Below are 24,535 nucleotides of genomic sequence, written 5' to 3'. Positions count from 1 at the left end.
CTTGACTAAACCCTTAGCGGTCTTCGCGCTTTTCTTCGCGCCCTTTGCGTTGAAAGAAGCCGCCGCGCAGAACGATGTGCAGATCACCATCAGCGTGTTGCCGCCCTACAGCGCCTACTTGCAGGATTACGCAGGCGCTGGTAAGCAGGTGCAAGTGTTCGTGCGAAACACTACCGCCAACCGCTTGCAGGTACGTTTGCAGGGAAGCGTGACCGGCGACAACGGCGTGCTGATTCAGACCTTACCCAACTACCGCCCGCCGGTTCCGCTCGCGCTGGAGCCGTTTCAGAACCGGCTGCTCACCTACGCCGATCTCTCGGGGCTGTTCGACCTGAATCAGATCGACGTGCAGGGTGTTGATCGGAACAACCTCTACAAAGGCCTACCGCTGCCAGAAGGAAGCTATCAGCTCTGTATCCGAGCGTTTGATAATGCCACGAGCCGACCCCTCTCGCCCGAGAACCCGCTGGGTTGTTCGCCGCCGTTTCAGGTCCGGGCCGTTGAGCCGCCCATCCTGATTGCGCCCCTCTGCGATGCCGAGGTGCAACCCCTGATGCCGCAGAACATCGTCTTCACCTGGACGCCGCCTATAGGTGTGTCGCCCGCTACGGTCGATTATACGCTGCGTATCGTTGAACTGCCGCTCGAAACCGCCGACCCCAACGTGTTTATCGACGCCGTGGTGCTGCCCAAATCGGGTATCGAAGTAAAAGGCCTGAAAACCAGTACGTTTCTGTATACAGTGGTGCATCCGCAACTGATACCGGGTAAGAAATACGCCTGGCGGGTGCAGGCGCGCGACCTGAGTGGCAAAACCAATTTCCTGAACGACGGCAAAAGTCCGGTTTGTGCCTTTCAGTACGGTCCGCTGCTGTCGGCGGGCCTTGATTCGCTCAAAAGCGCGCCTATCGTGGTCCGGAGTGGGAAAATCAGCCGGGCCGTGCTGGTGGCCTGCGACGACCTGAAAGCAACCGCTCCGGCTACGCTCACGGCCGGCAACGGCAGTAGTATCGCCCTGTCGTGGAAGCCTGATCCTACGTTTCGCAAACGGCTGGCACAGCAGATGGGCTACGGCGCCGATAGCGCCAGTGTACGCGGGGCCATCCAGAAAGCGGGCGGCCAGTATAAGCTGACGGTATTTGATCACGAAGGGGGCAAGATCGCCTGGGCACCCACACCGACCAGCAAGGAATTCATCGCGGGTAATCCCGATCTGCCCGGTTTCGCGCTGGCCTACGACAAGCAATACGACTATCAGGTTGAGCTGGTCTTACCCAACGCCGTTCGGAAAGCGCTAGGCGACGATGAGTTGAAAAAGTGGCCGCTGACCTCGAAAATGTGCTCATTCCGCCTCAAAAAGCAGGTTAGTGCGGGCTTTATCGTGCGCGGACAGATCCGCTACAAGTTTACTGGCGACGGGATGACGGGCGATTACCCGGCCAACAACACCGACGTTAAGATCAGTTTTTCAACCCAGTATGTTAAACAGGGCGTGGCCGATTTGCTGGCCGACAACAGCAAGAATGGCGGTATCAAGCCGTCGGCTAATACGGGTAAGTCGCTCTCGCCCCAAGAGAAATTAGCGGCAGTGGGCAACTCGAAACCAAAGACGCCTACGGCTGGCACTGGTTCGGGCAGCAACGTACCCAAAGGGAGTAAATCCAGCCCGCCGCCTGCCTCGGGCGATCTACCCTATACCTACTACGGTAAAACCGACGCCAACGGGATTTATGAAATTCCCATCGCCTGGAGCGATCTGCCCGCTCTATTGCAAATGGGCTCGATGGTAGGCCAGACAACCATCCAGAAGGCCACTGCCGGTGAAAACGGTGGCTCGACCGAAACGACGGTGGTGCCTCAAACGGCCCTCAACTACACGCTCAACCTGCCAAGCGGTTACTACCAGAATACCACCGAGGTACGTTCGCTGACCTATACGCCCGGCAGCACCAGCACCGTCGTGGGCCTGACGAAGGTGAATGTTTACGCCTATTCGGCAAAAGTGCAGGTGACCAAGGATTTTAACCTGTCGTATACCCTCACCACCGCCGACGGTAAACCGACGACAGCACAGGTGGGATACGAAAACGGTAAAACGAAGGTGCAGATGGAGCAGTCGATCAATCAGGCGCTCGACGGCATCGTCATCGACGTGTACCGCAAGGGTAAAGACGTCAGCATCCCGGCCGTCGAGGGTGATATTGACGGCGGGGCGGTGCAGGCGCAGCAGAAAGAGCTTAACAAAGCCAGCAGCGGACTGGTGCTGATTGCAACGGGCAAAACGGTCATCGAGACGATCAACGGCAAACCACAGGGCGTGGTGGTATTCGACCGCCTGCTCTGCAACGCCAACACCGGCGATGAGTATTACCTCTCGGCCCGCCCCGATCCGGCCAAAGGGATCGCTACCGCCAAACAGGTCATCGGGAAATACAATAACAAACCTACCGGCGACCTGACCACCGCCGAAGCGAATTCGACGTTTGCCGCTCCCGAAGACACGCTCTTCTTCGAGGTGCCTAAGCCCACACTAGCCAACGGATATGGGCTGCAAAACGGCTCGAAAAGCTATTTCAGCCACAAGGTCAATTACAAACTGCGTTCATTGCTGCCGCCCACCTCGACGCTGTCGGGCCGGATGCTGTATAGCTGGCCCAACCAGCCCGAGAAGTTCGTGATGGCGAATATGCCCTTCGTGGTGAAGGTCGGGTACGCGATCAACAACAACTACGAGTCGACGGTGACGGGCGGTGGCACGGGACAGAAAATCAAGCAGACGTTCTACAAGTTCGACAACGTGACCTATACCGGCGCGGACGGGCAAAAACATGCCTACTCCACCGCCGATCAGGGGATCGTCATGGGGACGGGCAAGACCGACAAAAACGGCAACTTCAGCATAAACGTGGTGAACCTCAATTACAAGGGGACGATCACGGTTACCGGCAAAGTGAGTGAATACTCGACCGAATACGATGATCCGGGGGCGAATGGTTTAGCCGAAAATAAGGGGACTGACCTCGGCGGATTGAAAGCGAAGAAAGACCAGGTTACTGACCCTGATTTTGACGGGACGGGTATGTTGAATTACGGTGTCCTGGAGCAGATGCAGATGGACAACGGCATTAGTGGGCAGCTAAACACCAGTCCGGGGGGGATGCAGGGGGCCTACCAGCAGGCTTCGCTCGATGCCGCTGCTGCCTTTGGCGTACAGGCTGCGGGTACTCAGGCCGGGAGCAAGGCGACGAAGCAGGTTGGAGCGAAAGCTGGGGGGGGACCGGCGGAGGCCGATGAAGCCCTGCGGCAGGTGTTGTTCAGTGAAGACCTGCCTATACTTGCCCAGACAACCAGCCCCGACGACGTCACGACCATCAGCACGATCACCCGGTTCTATTACTTTGAGTTGCAGCAGGGAGCGGGTTATTACAACACAGCACCCGCCTCCAACACCGTGCTGGTGCAGGCCTTCGGTAACCTCGACATGGGCGAAATTGTGCATGCCGTCAATAAATACCCCTTCAAGGTTCGGGTGACGAAAGCCGATCCGGTAAAAAAAGGAGCCTCGGTGGGGGTGATGGGGGCACGGGTCATCATTTACCGGGAAAGCAGCAAAGGGCTGGTTCAGCTTCCCGAGAAAGAAGGCAACGGCAAAAACAAGTTCGAAACCCTGCCTACCTCATCGTATAATAAACTCTGGACGCCTTACGGTAAACCGTTTCCTGGGCCTGACGCCGTTGAATACTACGCCGAGGGCGAAACCGACAGTGAGGGATACCTGACGAAATGGACACCCGGCAAAGACCCTAACCTGCTTTTCTTCGGCCAGTATTATTTCTACGTGCTGCCCAGGGAAGACGCCACGGATTATTTCGAAGCCAGGGTGGTTACGCGCGCCACCAACTTCGGCACCGATCCGAACGACGTTTACTTCTCGGCGCTGGGCAAAATCGATGACAAGTCTAACCTCATCTACGACGAGATTACAGTGAAGGCGGGGCCGTCGCGGCTCATCGTCAAGTTTGTCGACAAGTCGTCGGATAAGAAGCTCAAAGGAACCCTGTCGCTGTTCGAACTGGATGCGAAAGGTGTCCCCAAACCGATCTATACGGTTGACGCCAAGGGCAATAAAACGACTGTCAACGCGGGCCTGACGTTCCTGCCGACGCCCGCTTCGGGGTATTACGAACTGCCGGTGGGGAATTACTTTGCCAAGGGCGAGGGCGCCAAACGCTTTTACCTCATGGCCGACGTACCTGGCTATCGCCTCGATGGGCAGAAAGGAGGCGGCTATGCCGAGTTTAAGACGCAACCCGTAAACCCGACGGGTACGTCGTATAACATCCCGCTTCAGTTTGTCCCCGGTGCCACCGTAACGGGCATCGTGAAAGGGCCTGAAGTGGTACCCGATCCTCAATTTGGTTATAAGAAAACGGGGAAGACGGTGGGTATACCGGCATTCATCCGGCGCATGGCCGACAGTTCGGTGGTGGAAACCAAAGCCGATGGGTCGTTCACCATTGCTGTCGCGTCTGGTGGCGATCAGCAACTGATCGTGGAACCAATCGACATCGGTTACTGGGCCGACACGTTGCTGCTGAAAGGACTGAAGCTGGACGAGAACCGAAACCTGAACACGATCTCGGTTGAGCGTGTACAGCACCGGATGCGGTTTCTGGTCAAAAATGCCGCTACCAACCAGCCTATTCCCGACATCTGGGTGACGGTAAACGGCGATCTCGACAAGAAAGAGAAAACCGGCAAGGAAGGTATTGCCAGCATCGAATTCGAGAACGTGTCGGTCGATAACTACACGGTGAAAATCAACGGCGGAGCCAACAGCGATTTTATCCCGCAACTGGTTGAGGTCAAAAATAAAGAGTCGAAAAACTGGACGGTCTACACCGTGCTGATGAAAGCCGGAGGGCGCATCGACGGCCTGGTGACGCTCGACGGTGAGCCGGTGAAAGGAGCGAAGGTGTACCTCGATTACGCGCAGAGCCTGAACGAGACTGAACCGGCATCTGTATCGGCGGGGAATGTGGGCGGTGACAACACCGGCGAAACGCTCATCCGCACCTATTCGGCCAACGGGCAGTTTGGCACCACGCTGGGTACGTTCAGCCTGCGCGGCCTGCCCCTTACCGACGGCCCCGTGAAAATCAGGGCTACTCTCGACGGGCAGGCCAGCACCATCGTAGGGGCCGTAGCGACCGTAACGCTCAAGAACGGGCTGGCTACGGGCGTAACCCTGAAACTGACGACCTACAAAGGGATGCTCGTGCAGAGCGCCTACGGTTTCCCGCTGACGGTCGAGAAGCTTGACCCGCAGGCCGATGGTACCGTGAAGGTGACCGGGCAACTGGACCTCCGCAAGAGTCAGACGGCCTTTACCTGGCTGGCTACTGGCGACGTGGCCCGGCTGCGTGAGGTGGTATTCAAAGCAACCGACGGTGCCGGAGGGCAGCCAGTGGGGACGCCCGCCGCCGAACAGGTAGCCCTCGACGGCGTGGCTGACCTCAAATTCCAATACGCTAAACGGTATAACGTGCTGGTACGTCACCCCGACCACAAACCCGGCGACGCGCCCAAGGCGCTGACCATCAGCCGCAGTACCGATGGCCGGGGGATAATGGCAGGCAAGGTGCAGATCGTCGATAACTCGTTCGATTACCCCAGCACGTACCTGAGCTTTGCCAACAAAGGCGACGAGAATTTCTACCTCGCCAGCACCAATGGTAAAACGCAGATGCAGCAGCAGGAGGTGGTTATCAACGGAAAGAAAACGATCACCAACGTACCGGTTACGATCACCGACAGCCGCATTGAGGTGCTCAAAGCGCTCTCGGCGGACGCGGCTTTCAACAAAAAAGCGGAAACCCCCGCTCCGACGCCGACGAAGTACGCCCTTTCCGATGAAAAAGGCGGGCGCATCCGGTTCAGTCTTCTCCAGTTCCCAGCCGATGCCGATCCAGGTACGTCGTACATCGACCCCGCGGATGCCAAAATTCACCTCTCGGTCGATCTGAACTGCCACATCGACAATATGCAGCCAGCAGACTTCAAGGTGCATATCGATGATCTGGTGCTCGACGACAAGCTGATTTACCCCAAGAAAGGCAGCAAGCCGCTCGAACTGACGTTTGAAGACTGGACGCTAACCGTGCGCGACTGGACCATCGACCCGCAGGAGGGCGGCATCGTCAGAGAGCGGCCACTCGCAATGGCTCAGATGGGGCCGTCGGCCAACGACCCAATTTTGATGAAAACGGGGGTAGCTGATATCGCCTTCAAGAAATTCGTGCTCCGCCATGACCTGTTCCTGCTCGAAAAACCGATGCTCAAAGCCCTGCCCATCGGTGATGGCATCGCTGAACTGGCGATCACAAACCCGCAGGATGCGTTCTTCAGTTTCGACACGGGCTTTGATGGGAAAGGCCACTGGAAGCTTGGTGCATTTGGAAAAGATGATGGGCCCGCGGGTGTACTGACCCTCACCAACCCCGGCTCAGCGGGCGACCTGCTACTGTCGAACCAGGGAAACAAAAAAGACAAAACGGCCATTCGTTTCGACTACGTACAGTTGCTCAGCAATAACGTCAACATCCTGACGGTCAGTCAAAATCAGTCGTTCCGGGTGCGGGGCAATAGCCTGACCGAATTTACGCCGGGGGGCTTCACGAGCGGCAAAGGGTTCTTGAGCCTCAAGGGTGGTTTCAAACTCCTCGGGGTACCGCGTGCGGCCCCGCTGGAAATGAGCATCAACTACACGAAAGAGGCGCAGGGCGTGACCGGTACGTACTCGGACATTACAGCGCCCTGGGGCGTTGATCTGCTCGGCAAAACCAGGTTCACCACCACGCTGGGTAAGCCTAACCTCAGCATTACGCCTACCGATGTGGTCATCGACGGCACGTCGGTGGAAGAAGGTGCCATGCCGGTGTTGAAAACGCTGCTCTGTGCCCGGTCGGGTAGCGCGTCGCCCGTCTGGTTGCAGGTGGTACCACAAACCGTGTCGATGACCGGCAAGCACAAACTCGATGTGCTGGGCATCGTGGGCGCGCAGGTTAAAAAAGGAGCCGCCGACTGGGAGGCGCCGCTGACGTTCTACGGTGAACTCTATGACAATGAGGGGATGAAAAAATCGCCCGACCCAGCCAAAGCCTGGTACACGCAGTATACCGTCTACGGCGATATGCACGTGAAAGAGCTGGATACGAAAGGGCTGGCTATCGACAGCCTGACCAGCAAAGGAGGTAACCTGAAAATTGACGATAAAGGCAAGTTCAAGCTGGACAAGCTATCGCTGCTGGGTTCGGGGAAAGATGCCAACGGCACGGTATCCATCACCAACACGGGCATCCGGATTGATAACCTGACCACACCGCTGGGTGAAGTGAAACTGCTGGTGGACTTCACAAAGCCGGCGATCATCGGCTCGATTGACATCAGCGCGCCGGTAGAAGCGGGCTACGATGACCTGAGCGACCCCGATATTTTCCCCGGCACCAACGGGGGATTCCGCAAGCCCATCGGGATTGGGCCCTTCAAGTGCCGGGGGCAGGGCAGTATGCTGATTGATAAGCACGGGTTCTACCTGGTTGCGTCGTTGCAGGCAAAAGGTGAGCTGCCGCCGCCCATTCAGGGCCTGCAAATGGGCATCGCCATTGGCTACCGGAACATGTATGAATCGGACGCCGTGACCATCCTCCGAGGCTCGTCAAAAGACCCCTTGCTGCCCTGCAAAATCACCGAAACGACAGGTATTCACGGCTTCTTCATGGGCGGGGGCATTACGGTGCTCCACAAGGAACTCAAGATCGATGTCGTGGTGGCCGAGGCCTGGGCCAAAGCCGATGTGTCGTTGTTTGCGTCGAGCGAGCTGAACATCAAAAAAGGCCTCAGTGTCACGTTTGGGGCTGGTGCCGTTGCGTCGGGCGATATCGGTGTCCGCATTGTCTGCGCTAGCGCCTCCGCCGATGTGCTGGTGCTGGGCGACATGGTCGGGACCCTATCAACCACCGACCCGAAAATCTGCATGGGAGCCACCGTAGCGACGAGCTTCGAGGCCAAAGTAAGTGCCTGCGGTGTGTTTGACGACGTAAGCGTATCTAAAACGCTGGGCGTCAAGGCAGAGGTACACTGGCCCGGTTCGCCCGTTTTCTCCTTTGATTTCATCGAGGCCAACGGCTTCCCCGGTAAAGATTGCAGCATCCCCATCCAATGCAACTGCGGTACGCCGCTTCCCCCCGCTCAATAGCCATGACCCGAATACACACGTACCTGCTCGGCGGTATGGCGCTACTGAGCAGCCTGCTAACCCAGGCCGTCCTAGCACAGTCGAGCCCGAATGGGTGGCGGACCGCCAGACCAACGGCCCGACCAGCACAGGCAACGCCGAACCGGCCTGCCACGGCACCAGCGAAAGCGGCCCTGACGGAGCAGTTTACGGCGCAGCCCGGCGTAGGCGGCATTTTTCTGTCCTTCGGTCGTGAGCTACCCAAAACGTTCCGGTACCGCCTGGAGCGCAGCCCGGCCGGTGGCGCAGCTTATGAGCCCATCGCCGAGCCGGCATTTCCAACCCTGCCCGAGGGTTTCGCGGGTCGGCTCAACGAAGCCATCGCGCAGATGCCCCCCGTGTACCTGAAGCTGCCTGATCGGGCCATCGTCGATGCCCGCTACCAGGTGCTACGCCGCCACGCCACCGCCGACTCGCTCGCCAACTTGATGGTGACGCCGCAGTACCGGATAGCCGCCGGTCTCGGCCACTGGGATGCCACTGCACAGCCTAACCTGCTCTACGATTACCGCCTGAGCCGCCTCAGCGCCGACGGCAGCACGACGCTGGTAGGTGACGTGCGGGGCGTGTCGGTGTCGGTCGCATCCATGCCGGGAACGTACCCACCTACGGTTCTGCGCATCGACACGGCTTATGCCAAAGGCCCCACGGCAACCATCGAATGTGAGGTCGTCAGTGGTCCCGCGCCAGAGGTACTGCACCTGTACCGCGCCTATTACCTGCGCGGTGAATTCGAGCCGGTCGTCGCCTCATACTACCCCGTCCGGTCGAAAAACGGACGTATCCGCTACCAGCTTAATGATGCTACGGTGGTGGATAAATTAAGCTACGCCTACTATGTGGTACCGGGCGACTATGTGGGCAACCGGGGCACGGCGTCGGCGGTTTACAATGTCTATAATGCCCGCCCCAACGAGATCACGTTCATACCCAATCAGTTTCGGGTGAACAGCATACGGGCCGAAAAAAGGCTCCGCCTGAGCTGGCGCGTAGCCCCGTCGCGGGAAATCACGTCGATCGATATTTTCCGGGGCAACGAGTTCGACAAAACGTTTGTGCGGATCGGCAGCGTGAGCCCCGCGGATACGGTTTTCCACGACGCCAACGTGCGGCCCGTGCAAACGTACTTCTACACGCTCGTCGTCAATACAGCCTACGGCAAAACGTACCCCTCAGCCCGTGTTCCGGCGCTGCTGGAAGGGGCTGAGACCAACTACGCCCGCCCCGAAAACGTGCGGGGTCAACAAAACGGACGCACGGTAACGCTGACGTGGGATCGCCCCGCCGGACCGGTAACGGGCTACTACCTCTACCGCGCCCGCGACTATGATCAAAAACCCGAGCAGGTGGGTCGCCTCATCGCCAACGCTGCCACGACCGTCACGGTCACCGACACCTTGCCCGACCGCGACTCGGAGGTGTGGGTGTATTTGGTGGCCTCGGTAAACACATCGTATAACATCAGTCCGCTGTCGGCTCCCGTAACGGTCGTGGGCAAAACCACCGTGCGCCCCCCGGCCCAGCTCACGGCTCGCCTGCGCGACAATACGCCCCAGCGCCGGGTTGTGAACCTCTACTGGACCAACCTGGTTGAAGCCCGGCAGCGCGCGGGCGGCTTTCGGGTGTACCGCCGCCTGGTCAATGCCGACAATACGCCCACCGACTGGCAACTGCTTACCCCCGGTACGTTGCGGGCCGAAACGAATTTCTGGGCAGACACGACCATCCGCGAGGGGAATTCCTACGCGTATATGGTCAGGACGGTAGGGGCGGGTGAACAACTCAGCGCTCCCAGCGTGGAAGCTCGTTGCACCGTTACCGAAACCTTCCCGGCGGGCGTCCGGAACGTGCGCCTGCTGCAAAGCGGGCCGGGCGTGGTGGTGCAGTGGGATGCCCCGCTGGACCCAACCGTTGAACGCTACGTGATCTACCGGGCGGAAGCTGGAAAGCCGCTGCAAAAACTGACGACGCTCCCCCGGACTACCGCTCAGTTTGTCGACAAAACTCCCTTGCTGAAAAAGACCAACTATTACCAGATTCTGGCCGAAGACAGCCGGGGACACGCCAGCCGTAACCCCGACACCGTTGGCCTGTATGTGGAATGATCAGCCCGCTAAACGCCACACCCATGAATCGGATTCGCTTTTTTTTCGCGCTAACGTACCTACTGCTCCTGCTGGGCGGAATCGGCCCGTTGCTGGCACAATCCAATGCCCCAACCAACCTGAACGCCAACGTCAGCTACGGCGGGTCGATCTGCCTGCAATGGACGCCCAACGTACCCAGCTCGATCCCCTACGAGATCGAACGGTCAGACGACGGGCGTACCGGCTGGAACAAGGTAGGCGAGTCGCAGCCGGTGGCCTCCGGTGCGCTGGCGACCGGCAACTACTGCGACCAGAATCTGGCGTCGTCACGTACCTATTACTACCGGGTACGTGGGTCGTTGGGCCGAAACACGTATACCAACTATTCAAATACCACACCCGGTACGACTAAGGCTGCGCCGCCTACGCCGCCTGCTCCCACACTGTCGGAGGTGGAAACAAACGCGATCCGGGTGACCTGGACGACGCAGCTGTCGACCACCTACGAGCTGGAAATGCAACCGGCTGGTGGGGCCTGGCAGGTGGTCAACACGCAGGCGTCGGGCCGGAGCAACAGCCTGAGCTACAAGATCAATACCTTATCGGGCGGCGTCAATTACTGCTTCCGCGTCCGGGCCAAAGACCCCGAACAGGGCACCTCGGGCTATTCGCCCAACGCCTGCCAGACCACACCGCTGGCGGCGTCCAACGTCCGGAATTTCAACGCCACCGCCACAGGTACCACCTCGATCAGGCTAAACTGGACGGGCTACGGCAAAGAATCGGGCATTACCATCGAACGCAGCGACGACGGCCAACGTACCTGGAACAAGCTCAAAGACTGGCTCGCCGATGGGGGTGAGTATACCGATACGGGTCTGCAACCCGACAAGCAATATTGCTACCGCATCCAGGAAAGCGGCCATCAGGTATCGGAAAGTAAGTGCGCCACCACGCAGGCTGCCCGGCCCAATGCTCCAGCCCGCCTGTCGCTGGCCGTGCGGTCCGATACGCAGATCGACCTGCAATGGGCCGATCTGAGCGACAACGAAACCGGCTTCGAGGTGCAGCGCAGCGAAGACGGCGGCGCTACCTGGACCAACCTCCCGAACTACCCGCCCAACAACACCGGCACCGTGACGTATGGTAGTACCAACCTGAAACCCGGCACCCGCTACTGTTACCGCGTCCGGGCCATCAACAATGCCGGTGCCAGCGACTGGACGCCGGGCTTAGTCTGTGAAAGCACACAGGCTGCGCCATTGGCTGCTCCTGCCAACTTTGTCGCAACGCCGCTCTCAGACACGCAGATCAAACTCACCTGGACAAGTGTAGCCGGCGCGGCGAGTTACGAACTCGATCGCAGCCTCAACAACACCGATCCCTGGGAGCGCGTTGCGAACCCCGCCGCGGCCGCCACCGAAGTCACCGACGGCGGCCGCGCCCCATCTACGCGTTACTACTACCGCCTCCGGGCCGTGGGGCATACGGGGGCAGCCGGGCCATATAGTACCGCCAACAATAGCACCAATGCCCCGCCCGTAACGGGCCCGGAGAAACCGTTCGAGTTTGCCGCCTCGGCCCAATCGAGCACCGACATCCGGCTGACGTGGAAACAGAATGGCAGCAATGTCACTCGGTTCGAGTTGCAACGGTCGTCCACCAGCAATGGCCCCTGGGAGAACGTCGACACGAACATACCGGCGGCCAGCCGCGAGAAAACGGATGGTGGCCGTGCACCGTCGACGCGCTATTTCTACCGAATCAGGGCGGTGCTGGTCACCACGGCGGGAGCGGTGTTGAACAGCGACTGGTCGGATGTGAAAGAGGCCACCACGCAGGCTCCGCCGCTGACACCCCCGCGTCCGCCATCGAACCTGACCACCACGCCGCAGTCGCACACGGCGATCCGGCTGACATGGGTTGATAACAGCGACAACGAATCGCGCTTTGAAATCTGGTGGGCCACGAGCCAGACGGCCGTGTTCGTCAAGCTCACCGACGTCGAGGCCAATCAGCGCGAATACGTTCATTCGGGGCTTAATCCCAGCAGCCAGTACTGCTACAAGGTGTTGGCCGCCAACGATGCGGGATTATCGGCGTTTGCCGGGCCGGAATGTGCCACCACCAACCCACCACCCCTAACCGCGCCGCCCCCGCCAACCGGTTTTGTAGCCAACGGCACCACCGGCCGTATCGACCTGGTCTGGACTGACGTCGCGACCAACGAAACGGGCTACGAGTTGCAGTGGAGCTTTAGCAGCGCGGGCCCCTGGCAGTCATTAACCTTGCCTAATCAGGGCCTGAACGCGACCGGCTTTGCACACACGGGCCTCACCGCCAACACCCGCTACTACTATCAGCTCCGGGCGTTCAACAGCGCTGGGCCATCGGCCTGGGTAACGGCCAACGCGCTCGTGCCCGCCCTGCCCGTGCCCTCGACAACCACCGACCTGAAAGCCGAACTGGTCGACTATGACCGGGTGAAGCTGTCGTGGAGCGCCATCACCAACGGACCCACCAGCACAACCATCGAACGTTCGACCAGCCCGACGGGCGGTTTCCAGCAAGTAGAGCAGGTGACGGGTAGTACCACCACGTACCTGGACCAGAATCTGACCGCCAATACCACCTACTACTACCGCATCCGTAGCAGTAACGCCAATGGCTCATCGGGCAACAGCAACGTGGTGCCAGTCACAACCGGCGAAGCCATCATTGCTGTGCGCCCGCTGCCCCTGCCCGAAGGCATGTATGCCCACGTGGACGAACGTACCCAGACACTCGTCGTGACCCTCAACTGGACGCAGTTTCAGGAGGCCAACCTGATGCTTGTAAGCCTGAGCGGCCGCACGATACTCACCGACCACTGCCGCATCAACGGCGGAACGCGCTTCCCCTACGACGTGGCTCAACTGCCCGCCGGTCTCTACATCCTCAGCATCGACACCGACCAACACCGTTATACGAAGAAGATATGGATACCCTGAAGAGGAATGTACAATGGACAATGAATACTGTACAATGGATGATGGAGAATGTAAAATGGGTGATATGGTGCATCTGGCGTGCGGTACGGCGGAGCCATTGTGCATTATTCATTGTGCATTGTACATTAATCCTTTCCTGCCAACCCAAGCCGGTGGCGCCGCTCAACATCAACCGGGTGTGGCAGGCGCAGACGGTGAAAGAAGGTACCGCCTTGGTCTATACGCAGGGTGGCACGGCCAACGTGAAGCCGGGGTACGTTAATTTCCGGCTCGACCTCACCGACCCCGCCGTGGTGAAGCTCATCGACATCGACAACCGTACGCTCACGGGTACGTGGTCGGTGTCTCCCGATAACAAACGGCTGATTTTGGAGAACCTGAAGCCGCAGCCGACCAATACCATCGGTACGATCGAATACTACATCGTAGAGCCCCCCACGACCAACAGCCTGTCGTTGCAGCGGACGGCCGAAAGCCGCAAAACCGGTAACACAGTTAATGACTATCGGTTGATTCCAGTTGACTAATTTATGATCTGTAACCCGCTGATCGTGAGTGCGTCAGTGTAAGGCTTTAGGGCGAATAAGCGATGCATGGCTCCGGCCGGAACCCCATCATCATGGGATAGTGCGAGGCTGGTAAACCCGGCAATTTTGCGTAATCAACTCGTTAAAACCTCTCCTTTATCATGAAAACGAATCTCCTGGTGGTATGCCTGCTCGCGTCGTTGCGGGCGCTAGCCCAACCCGCCCCGCTACCGGCTACGCCCAAACGGCCTGTCACGGATACATACTTTGGCAAAACCGTCGTCGATAATTACCGCTGGCTCGAAGACATGAACAGCGACGAAACCAAAGCCTGGTTTAAAACGCAGGGTGACTATACCAACGCCCTGCTCGATCGGATACCGGGCCGCGACAAGCTGATCCAAACCTTTGTCGACTATGATAAACTGCTGGCCGTGCGCTACGGGGAGATCAAACGGCGGGGCAACACCTATTTCTACCGCAAGACGATGCCCAGCGAAAAAGCGGGTAAGCTCTACATGCGGCAGGGCAAGACGGGCCCTGAAACGCTGCTGTTCGATCCTGAGGCCTACGAAAAAGGCAAAACGTACATGATGACGGCCTTCAACCCGTCGTCTGATGGGAAGAAACTGATCGTCGGGATGCAGGAGGGGGGAGCCGAGCTGTCTACTATTCGCACGATGGACGTACCCACGGAAAGCGGAATGCCGACCGCCTTCAGGCCAGAGAGCATTACGGCGGTGTTTGGCGGAGAAGTCACCTGGTTGCCCGATAACAGCGGGTTTCTCTACACGCCCAACAACTCGATGGATACTAAAGACCCCAATGGTAACCTGAACACGAAAGGACGGCTGCACAAACTGGGTACCGATCCCGCCACCGACCCCGAGCTGTTCTCGATCGCCAAAAATCCCGATTTCGGCATCCAGCCCGATCAGTACCCGGTCATGTTTTACTCCGACGATCAGACGCAGGTCTACGGCTATCTGGGCACGGTCGACCGGCGGGCCACGGCCTGGGTGGCGCCGGCCTCGGAAGTCGGTAAACCAACCATTGCCTGGAAACGGGTTTGTGCCGTCACCGACAGCGTCAATAGCTTTCTGAAGCTGGGCAACCGGCTGTTTATGCAGAGTGTAAAAGGTGCACCGAACGGGCAGATTCTGGTAACTGATGCCAACAATCCCAACGTAGCATCGGCCACCGTGCTCCTGCCTGAGAGCAAGCTGAACATCACCCGCATCGCCTCGTCGAAAGATTATCTGTTCGTGATCCTCAGCGATGGCATCAACGAGAAAATTCGGCAGTTCGACTCGCGCACCAACCAGTGGGCCGACGTACCCATGCCCGGCACCGGCACGATGGGCATTGAGTTTTACGATGCCCCCCATTCCAACGAGGCGCTGGTGTATTCGACCTCGTGGAACGACCCAGGTACGTTATATGATTACAATCCGGAAACCCGCAAGCTGGTCGTCAGCCCGTTCCACGTACCCATGAATTACCCCGGCGTGGCCGATCTGGTGGTCGAGGAAGTGGAGCTGCCCAGCCATGACGGCACGATGGTGCCGCTGTCGATTGTCTATAAAAAAGGCCTGAAACGCGATGGCAGCGCGGCTTGCCTGATGAGCGGGTATGGTGCCTATGGCATATCGGGAACGCCCTACTTTAGCCGCCGCAATCTGGCCCTGCTCAACATGGGCGTAGTGCTGGCCGAAACCCACCCGCGCGGCGGTTCCGAGAAAGGGCAGGCGTGGTATAAAGCGGGTTATAAAACCACCAAATCCAACACCTGGAAAGACTTCATCGCCAGCGGTGAGTACCTGATTAAAAGCGGCTACACCAGCGCCAGCAAGCTTATTGGCATGGGTACGTCGGCGGGTGGCGTGCTTATTGGCCGGGCCATCACCGAGCGCCCCGATCTGTTTGCGGCGGCCATCAGCAATGTAAGCTGCTCCAACGCCCTGCGCATGGAGAACTCGCCCAACGGCCCCATCAACGCCGCCGAATTTGGTACCGTGAAAGACTCTACCGAGTGCATGGCGCTCTACGAAATGGACGCGTTTCAGCACGTGAAAGAAGGCACCAAATACCCTGCCGTGCTGTGCGTGGGCGGCATGAACGACCCCCGGGTCATCGCCTGGCAACCGGGTAAACTGGCCGCCGCTCTGCAAGCCGCCAGCACATCGGGTCGCCCGGTGCTGATGCAGGTCAATTACGACAACGGCCACTTCACCGAAGACAAGCAGGTGACGTTCCGCAACTTCGCCAACATGTTCGCGTTTGGCCTCTGGCAGGCGGGCCACCCCGATTTTCAATCGACTGGCGTAGCGAAGAAATAAGCCGTTTCCTAAACCTTCGATCGAACCATGAAATACATCCTCGCTCTGCTGTTGTTCGTGGGCCTGCTGGCATCGCGACCCAATCCAGCGCCGCGCGTCGCCACCGACGACATTATCACGAACCCCTGCAAAACCATCGACGGCAAAGACCGCCCGTATCCCTGCGAATTTCAGTTGCATACCATCTGGTTTATGGGCAAAAACAACGAAGTGCTGGCCCAAAGCAGTGCTCAGACCCAGGTCGTCAAGCTGCCCAAAAGCAAAGCGGTAAGCAGTACGAGCAGCCCGCAAGGGGGAACGCTCTACTACAACGTGTCGGTCGATTTTAGCCGGATTAACAAGCCGTCATTTCCGACCACGACCTATACGCTCAGCCAGGCGACGCTTTCGACCACGCCCATGACGGCGGGCGAAAAGTCGTCGTTGCTCACGGATATTGTGGTAAGCCCCAGCCTGCCGCCGCCGTTTGCCCGGCCCAACCGGGTGACGTTCAAGCTACAGCTCAATTACGCCGGTTCGGGCAGCGCGACAACTCTCGTTGCCCCTGTGCCGAAGTTGCTCATGCTCGAAAACCCGGTCACCTACGCTAAACTGTCGAACCTGCCCCAGTACCGCGACCGTACCGAAGTCTGGCGGATCCTACAGGTATCGGTCGATTTTCTGCACTAAAGTCGCCCGGTTATTCGTCGTTGTGTGGGTACGAAAAAAAGCCAATGCCTGTGTAACTTAGCAAACCGAATGACCGGCGGCTCCTGCCGATCGCCAACCTATTACGAGCCAGGCAAAAACAGCTTTTATGTGGTTGATAGATAAGGAGTTCGCTTTACGGAAAATGTTGTCAATAGCGTGTTGTATAGTTCTTTGATCGACCGGAAATTGCCAAAACGAGTATTCGTTTTAATGGGGTACGACTCTGATTGCCAGCGATATGTGTTAATAGACGTCTTCGAAAGCTAATCCACTAGTAAGGAGGATTGAAACTTTCATGCGTTCGAGCTGTTCGGCCTGTTGCGCCAGCCTTCGAAAGCTAATCCACTAGTAAGGAGGATTGAAACGGATAACCTGAAAAGCTGGCAGCGCGCGGCCCAGAACTTCGAAAGCTAATCCACTAGTAAGGAGGATTGAAACGAGCAGACAGCAAAAGAGGGTGAATTGGATAAGTGGTCTTCGAAAGCTAATCCACTAGTAAGGAGGATTGAAACGAGCTACAACACCATCAAGGCGTTCAACGAGCAGTACTTCGAAAGCTAATCCACTAGTAAGGAGGATTGAAACAAAACACAACCCCACGAAACAACAGATTGACCGTTCCTTCGAAAGCTAATCCACTAGTAAGGAGGATTGAAACTGACCCGTCGACGGATAGCTGGTCGCCAATGGCCTGCCTTCGAAAGCTAATCCACTAGTAAGGAGGATTGAAACCAGGACACCCAGAACCGTTCCCAGCGTATCACGCACCCTTCGAAAGCTAATCCACTAGTAAGGAGGATTGAAACTCGCTGGTGTAAAATACCCGCGTGACGCTGACGGGCCTTCGAAAGCTAATCCACTAGTAAGGAGGATTGAAACACTTTCTGCACGGCCGATGAAGGAAGGGGCACCGGCCTTCGAAAGCTAATCCACTAGTAAGGAGGATTGAAACATGCTGTGGCGATACTCCCACCAGTGTCCTGCACTGACTTCGAAAGCTAATCCACTAGTAAGGAGGATTGAAACATGGTGCCCGCCGCGTACTGGGTAGCCACCTGGCGTCTTCGAAAGCTAATCCACTAGTAAGGAGGATTGAAACACAAATTGCCCTGCTTTTCGCGCACAATTAGCGAATCCTTCGAAAGCTAATCCACTAGTAAGGAGGATTGAAACTTCTTTGTCGGAAGGCTGATCTGTACAGCGAACCCTCTTCGAAAGCTAATCCACTAGTAAGGAGGATTGAAACATCGTATAGGTTTCGAGCAGGTCAGGCGCGTAACGGGCGCGGTCAGCCTTCGAAAGCTAATCCACTAGTAAGGAGGATTGAAACCGGTTATAGTCCGGTTTGTCGGCGAAGTGCCGAGTGACTTCGAAAGCTAATCCACTAGTAAGGAGGATTGAAACTTGCCCACCTTGCGCCCATATGCATTGTAAAATGTCCTTCGAAAGCTAATCCACTAGTAAGGAGGATTGAAACTCGGGTGGGGTCATTAACTGAAGGCATCAAGAGTGGCTTCGAAAGCTAATCCACTAGTAAGGAGGATTGAAACAAGACGATCGCCCGCCCCTTGATGACGGTAGCGGTACCACTTCGAAAGCTAATCCACTAGTAAGGAGGATTGAAACCTGTTACCGTCCAAATGTCAATCAGGCACCCATTGCCATCTTCGAAAGCTAATCCACTAGTAAGGAGGATTGAAACCGTATCTTATAGGAGGATAAAGACAGGGAATTATGACTTCGAAAGCTAATCCACTAGTAAGGAGGATTGAAACAAGCCCAGCGTAGTAGCCGAGCTGAGGCCGACATGGCTTCGAAAGCTAATCCACTAGTAAGGAGGATTGAAACTAGGTCGCCCATGCCGCCGCAATGCTGTCTTTGCCGCCCTTCGAAGACTAATCCACTAGTAAGGAGGATTGAAACGAAAACTTTCGCAATATTTGCCTCTGCCCTCACTTAGGCTTCGAAGGCTAATCCACTAGTAAGGAGGATTGAAAAGGAACGTACCTGAGCGATTGACTTTATCGCCTTCCTGGTGACGTAAACCAGGTTTTTCAGCCGGTTTGTGTCGTGGGTTTTCGAGGCGCAACATGGCGTTATATCCCCTTCGTTCTCCGTTCAACGACTATTCTGCGGTGTTCAGCCCAATTTAGTTGGATACAAGAGGCAACGTACCTGAGGTTTACCGTATCAATGTTGGGTCACTACCCACGTTTGCGACACCTCTTATGCGTTTACTACTACTCACCTCACTGCTTCTACTTGCCTTTCTGCGGCCGGTTATGGCCCAACAACTGCGGCCCGTGCGTATCTGGCTGACCGATGCCAATCGGCAGGCTCTGCCCGGCGCGGCTGTCCGGCTCGTCAACCGGGCCGATTCAACCCAACGGGTCAACGCCATCGCCGATACGGCTGGGATCGTTGCCGTATCGCTGCGGATGAGCACGCCCTACGACCTGCTCGTAACGGCCGTGGGTATGAAATCACTGCAACGGGTCGCGCGCTTCACACCGGAACAACCCACGCTGCGCCTGACGCTCGACACCGACACCAAAAGCCTCGACGCCGTGACCGTCACGGCGAAAAAACCACTATTGCGGCAAGAGGACGACAAGCTCATCGTAGACCCTACACCCATTGCCGACATCAGTACGAATGCGTTTGAACTGCTCGAACGAACCCCCGGCCTGTTTCTCGATCAGGATGGCAACGTGTACCTCAGCAGCGCCACGCCGGCCACGATTTACATCAACGGCCGCGAGCAGAAAATGAGCACGGCCGACATTGCTTCGCTGCTCAAAAGCCTGCCGCCGGGTAGCATCGAGCGGCTGGAAGTGATGCGCACCCCCTCGGCCCGTTACGATGCGTCGGGCAGTGGCGGGGCAGTCAACATTGTGTTGAAAAAAGGCGTGAAGCTGGGTCGGACGGGTGCCATTACGGCGTCGGCCAATCAGGGCCGGTTTGGTAATCAGGGCGTGGGTATTAACCTCAACGAAAGCGACGGTGGGCGTACCAAATACCTGAACCTCAACTACAACCGCCGCCAGACCTACGAACTACTCACGACCACGCGGCAGCTTACGGGCGGGCGCACCATCGGGCAGGAAGCCTACACTCGTTTCCCCGGCGAGGGGCTTTTTGCGGGCTACGGACTGGGTTACGAGCTATCGCCCAAATGGAACCTGAACTTCGACGGGCGGCTGTCGTATGGCCTGAATAACTCGACGGCAACCAATCAGACGGCGATTCGGCAGGTGGAAACGGCCGCTACGGTGTCGGCCAATAGCAATGACCTCCAAAACCGCAACACGGCCTTCAACCTGTCGCAGGATGTGTCGGCCAGGCGCAAAATCGACTCGCTGGGCAGCGAATGGACCATCGACGCCTCGTATACGTACCTGCGCGGCAACGGCTCGCAAACGTACCTGACGCAGTACCAGCTCCCCGTTGCCAACCCCATTGCGGGCGACGGTGACATCGATACGCGCCGCCACATGGCTCAGTTCCAGACCGACCTGCGGCTAAAATGGCCTTACCGCATTACGTTCGAAGCGGGCCTGAAATCGGCCCTTCAGCAGTTTACGAGCCAGACGGCTTTCAGCACCACCACTAACGGCCAAACCCGCCCCGACCCGTTCCGTACCAATACCTTCGACTACAACGAGGCTATCCACGCCGCCTATGCGCAGGCCTCGAAGGGGCTGCCGGGCGGTTTTCTGCTCAAAGCGGGCCTGCGGGCCGAAAACACCAATATGGACGGTCATCAGCGCGTACCCAGCGATACCACCTTCCGGGTACGTCGTACCGACCTGTTTCCCTACGTGTACCTGACCCGGCCGTTGATGAAAATTTCGGGCTTCGAGCTGAAAGGGTCGCTCATTTACCGCCGCTCGATCGCCCGGCCTACCTACGATAACCTCAATCCCTTTGCCCGTTATATTGACCCGTATCTATACGAAACGGGTAACCCCGGCCTGCAACCGCAGTTCACCGAAACCTACGAAGCCAATATCAGTGTCGACGACTTTCCGCTTTTCGCGATCGGGCGCAACCATATTCAGAATATCTTCACGAATGTGCTCTACCAGGACCCGCGCAACCCGGCGGTCTCGTACCGTACTTTCGATAACCTCGGCCAGAATCGCGAAACTTACTTCCGCATGGTAGCCGGGATGCCGCCCGTGGGCAAGTACTTCTTTGTGCTGGTGGCGCAGTATAACCTTACCGACTACGACGGGCGCTACGAAAACCAGCCGCTGATGTTCAGCCGGGCATCGTGGCGGTTTTTTACGTACCAGCAACTGCGCCTCGGAACCCGTTCGACGCTCACGCTCAACGCCTTTTACCTGCGCGGCGGGCAGCAGCAGTTCTACGCCCTCGGCGATTTCGGCAACCTGAACCTGAGCATCAACCGGCTGTTCCTGAACCGCAAACTCACCGTCGCGCTGAACGTCACCGACCTTTTTTACACCAACCGCAACACCTTTACCCTCAATCAGGGTAACATTGCGGCCGTGGGTGACCGCCGCGCCGATACCCGCCGCGTGGGCCTCAACCTCCGCTACAACTTCGGCATTCGCAAACGCGAAGAACGCAGCAACCCCTTTAACGTACCTACGGAGTAGAACACAGGTCTGTTCACGACAAGCAGGAAGAATCAACAGCCTCTGGAACGTACCTGAGCGGCTACACTCACCCCACCTCGATGCCGTATTTGACCAGCAATCCCACTAAGCCCGGCCACGCAAACCGGGCTTTTTTCAGGCGGTTCCGTTCGGGGTCGAGGGCATAGTGGCGCGCCGTGCGGAAGTCGGCGCGTTCCAGCACGGTATAGTCAAACCGCGCCCCGTCGAGGTCGCATTCATCGAAAACGGCTTCAGTCAGGTCGGTTTGGGTAAAATCGACGCGGTGCATCACCGACTGGCCGAAGTACGTTTCTTTGAGGCTTAGTTTTTCAAAACTGGCCTTTGTTAGCGTGCAGCGTTTGAACCGCAGGGCCAGCAAAAACGGGTCGCAGTGGTCGAAGCGCAGGCCGGTCAGGTCGCAGCCCACAAAGGTCACCTCGCGCAGGGCCGTCCGGTTCAGCTTGGCCCCAACGAAAGTGCAGTCGGTAAAGGTACAGTCGTAGAACGCGCGCTTCGAGAGGTCGGCGTTGGTGAAGGTGCAGCGAGTGAAGGTGCACAGCTCGTATTCGTCGTTGGGCAGGGGTTGGCCCGAGAAATCGATACCTTCAACTAAATTCGGGGTCATTTGTCGCCTATTTTCGGGCCAGTTTCTTCCTGATTGCCAAAATAAGGGCCATTTTCCGGGAAGATCGACCTGCCTGATGAAATACCTCTCCCTGTTACTGCTGCTGCCCTTCGGAGCAAAGGCCCAGTCTGACACCATTCAGCTCAACCAACTGACGGTGGCCGCCACCCGATTCGAGCAGCCTGCCCGCCGCTCGCCGTTTCAGATTCAGCCCATCACCCGCGAGCAGATCGCCTTCCGGAACAACCAGAACACCGCCGATCTGCTTCAGCAAACCGGCAACGTGTTTGTGCAGAAAAGTCAGGGCGGCGGGGGTAGCCCGGTGCTGCGCGGTTTCGAGGCGAGCCGGGTGCTGATCGTGATCGACGGGGTTCGGATGAACAACGCCATTTACCGGGCGGGTCACCTTCAGAATGTCCTGCGCATCGACCCGGCTATGCTCGACCGCGCCGAAGTGTTGTTTGGCCCCGGCTCTACGCTCTACGGCTCCGATGCCCTCGGCGGGGTTATGTATTTCCAGAGCCGCAACCCCGATCTGTCCAACTCGGCTAAAGTCAGCATACGCCCGTCGGCCTACGTGCGCATTGGCTCGGCTACGGGCGAACGTACCGCCCACGCCGACGTGAGTATCGGTACGCGCCGACTGGGTTTCCTGACCAGCATCACCGGGGCCAGTTTTGGCGATGTGGTGCAGGGAAACAACCGCCGCGCCGACTACCCCGACTTTGGTAAGCTGACGCAGTACGTAGACGTGTCGCCGTCGAATCCCGTCGGGCTGGTCGTGACGAACCCCGACCCCAACAAGCAGATCGGCTCGGCCTATCAGCAACTCGATCTGTTGCAGAAAGTGCTGTTTCAGCCGTCGGAAGGCGTTCGGCACATACTCAACGTGCAGTATTCGACCAGCAGCAACGTACCCCGCTACGACCGGCTAAGCGAAGTCGCCAGCGGCAAACCGCGTTTCGCCGAGTGGTATTATGGTCCCGAACGCCGCCTGCTGACGTCGTACCGGCTGGAGGTAGCCCGCCCCACGGCCCTGTTCGACCGGCTGAACCTGACGGCGGCCTACCAGAACCTGGAAGAAAGCCGCAACAGCCGCCGCCTCGATGCCGCCAGCCTTAAACGGCAGGTCGAGCGGGTAGGGGTGTGGTCGCTCAACGCCGATCTGCAAAAACGGCTGGGTGAGCATACGCTGCAATACGGCCTCGAACTGACCCACAACGACGTGACGAGCACGGCCACCTTCCTGGACGTACGGACGAAGGCCGTTACGCCCGCTGACACCCGCTACCCCGACGGCGGCAACACGCTCAGCACCACCGCCTTTTACCTGACCGATCAGCTGACCCTGTCGCCGCTCGTGACCATCAACGGGGGGCTGCGCTACACCCTCACCAACCTGAAAGCCATCTTCCGCGACAAGACGTTTTTCCCGTTCCCCTTCGATGACATCAACCAGTCGCCTTCGGGGCTGTCGGGCAATCTGGGACTGGTGCTGACGCCCACCGAACGCAGCAAAATCAGCCTGTTGGGCTCAACGGGCTTCCGCGCGCCCAACATCGACGACCTGACTAAGGTCTTTGAATCGAGAGCGGGGTCGCTGATTGTACCGAACCCCAACATCCGCCCCGAGCAGACCTACAACCTCGAACTGTCGGTCAATCAGTGGGTGGGCAACCGGCTCCGGCTCGATGCCACCGTTTATAACACCTGGTTCAACAACGCGATCGTCGTTGATGCGTTTACGCTCAACGGGCAGTCGACGGTCAACTACGGCGGGCAGCTAAGTCAGGTGACGGCGGCGCAAAATAAGCGGCGCGCGGTGTTGCGGGGTTATAGCCTCGGGGCGTTGGTGCGCCTTACCAACCGGCTGTCGTTCAGCGGCACCATCAACGACGTGGCCGGGCGCATTCTGGCGGTGGGTGGTTTCGATACCAAGGAACTCCCCCTCGACCACGTACCGCCCACCTTTGGTCGGTTGTCGCTGCTCTATCAGTCGCCGCGCTTCACGGTCGAAGCCTATAGTTTGTTTAACGGCTGGAAACGCATCGCCGATTACAATCCCGAAGGGGAAGACAACGCCCAGTATGCCACGCCCGCCGGTATGCCTGCCTGGATGACGGCCAACCTGCGCGGCAGCCTGCGCGTAAGCCGCGTCCTGACCGTCCAGGCCGCCTGCGAAAACATCACCGACCTGAACTACCGCACCTTTGCCAGCGGTTTCAGCGCCCCCGGCCGGAATTTTATGCTCACCCTGCGGGCGGGCCTGTAAGGCTGGTTGACGGTCTCGATGGATGCTGTGGATAGGCTTCCGAACAACCGTCTTTTTTGTCATTCCGACGAGAGGAGGAATCTT

At 58.1% G+C, this 24,535-nt stretch carries 9 protein-coding genes and 1 CRISPR repeat array; of the genes, 8 read left to right on the top strand and 1 reads right to left on the bottom strand.

Annotated elements, in window-relative coordinates:
* The first annotated feature begins 1 nt into the window (after window position 1).
* The 7 genes from ACAW74_RS18850 to ACAW74_RS18820 all read left to right on the top strand — a co-directional run bounded on the left by ACAW74_RS18850 (window position 2) and on the right by ACAW74_RS18820 (window position 21,554).
* Window positions 2-8,257: a hypothetical protein gene (locus tag ACAW74_RS18850; protein WP_370699771.1), complete on the top strand. Its 8,256-nt coding sequence runs from the start codon at window positions 2-4 to the stop codon at window positions 8,255-8,257.
* A gap of 2 nt (window positions 8,258-8,259) precedes the next feature.
* Window positions 8,260-10,401 carry a fibronectin type III domain-containing protein gene (locus tag ACAW74_RS18845; RefSeq protein ID WP_370699770.1) on the top strand — a complete coding sequence of 714 codons (2,142 nt, stop codon included), beginning with the start codon at window positions 8,260-8,262 and terminating at the stop codon, window positions 10,399-10,401.
* A gap of 23 nt (window positions 10,402-10,424) precedes the next feature.
* Window positions 10,425-13,373, top strand: coding sequence for a fibronectin type III domain-containing protein (locus ACAW74_RS18840; protein WP_370699769.1), 2,949 nt, complete (start codon window positions 10,425-10,427; stop codon window positions 13,371-13,373).
* A 113-nt stretch (window positions 13,374-13,486) separates the two neighbouring features.
* Window positions 13,487-13,900, top strand: a complete 414-nt coding sequence (locus tag ACAW74_RS18835; protein WP_370699768.1) for a hypothetical protein — start codon at window positions 13,487-13,489, stop codon at window positions 13,898-13,900.
* Between the two features lie 161 nt (window positions 13,901-14,061).
* Entirely contained in the window at window positions 14,062-16,239 is a 2,178-nt protein-coding gene (locus ACAW74_RS18830; protein ID WP_370699767.1) for a prolyl oligopeptidase family serine peptidase, read from the top strand.
* A gap of 27 nt (window positions 16,240-16,266) precedes the next feature.
* Entirely contained in the window at window positions 16,267-16,908 is a 642-nt protein-coding gene (locus tag ACAW74_RS18825) for a hypothetical protein (RefSeq protein WP_370699766.1), read from the top strand.
* 275 nt (window positions 16,909-17,183) lie between these two features.
* Window positions 17,184-18,927: a CRISPR direct-repeat array (repeat unit 37 nt; unit sequence CTTCGAAAGCTAATCCACTAGTAAGGAGGATTGAAAC).
* Window positions 18,928-19,157: 230 nt separating this feature from the next.
* The gene (locus ACAW74_RS18820) at window positions 19,158-21,554 is read left to right on the top strand and encodes a TonB-dependent receptor domain-containing protein (protein WP_370699765.1); all 2,397 of its coding nucleotides are present in this window, start codon (window positions 19,158-19,160) and stop codon (window positions 21,552-21,554) included.
* A 67-nt stretch (window positions 21,555-21,621) separates the two neighbouring features.
* On the opposite strand, the gene ACAW74_RS18815 is transcribed toward ACAW74_RS18820, so the two are convergent.
* On the bottom strand, window positions 21,622-22,179 hold the full coding sequence (locus ACAW74_RS18815; protein WP_370699764.1) for a pentapeptide repeat-containing protein: 558 nt from the start codon (window positions 22,177-22,179) through the stop codon (window positions 21,622-21,624).
* A 76-nt stretch (window positions 22,180-22,255) separates the two neighbouring features.
* On the opposite strand from ACAW74_RS18815, the gene ACAW74_RS18810 reads away from it, so the two are divergent.
* Window positions 22,256-24,451 (top strand): TonB-dependent receptor plug domain-containing protein, encoded by a 2,196-nt coding sequence (locus ACAW74_RS18810; RefSeq protein ID WP_370699763.1) that lies wholly within the window; start codon window positions 22,256-22,258, stop codon window positions 24,449-24,451.
* Window positions 24,452-24,535 lie beyond the last annotated feature (84 nt).

The organism is Fibrella musci, assembly GCF_041321105.1.
Taxonomy (GTDB): Bacteria; Bacteroidota; Bacteroidia; order Cytophagales; family Spirosomataceae; genus Fibrella; species Fibrella musci.
Note: the sequence above shows the minus strand (reverse complement) of the source record. Positions and strands in the feature narration are given on the sequence as shown.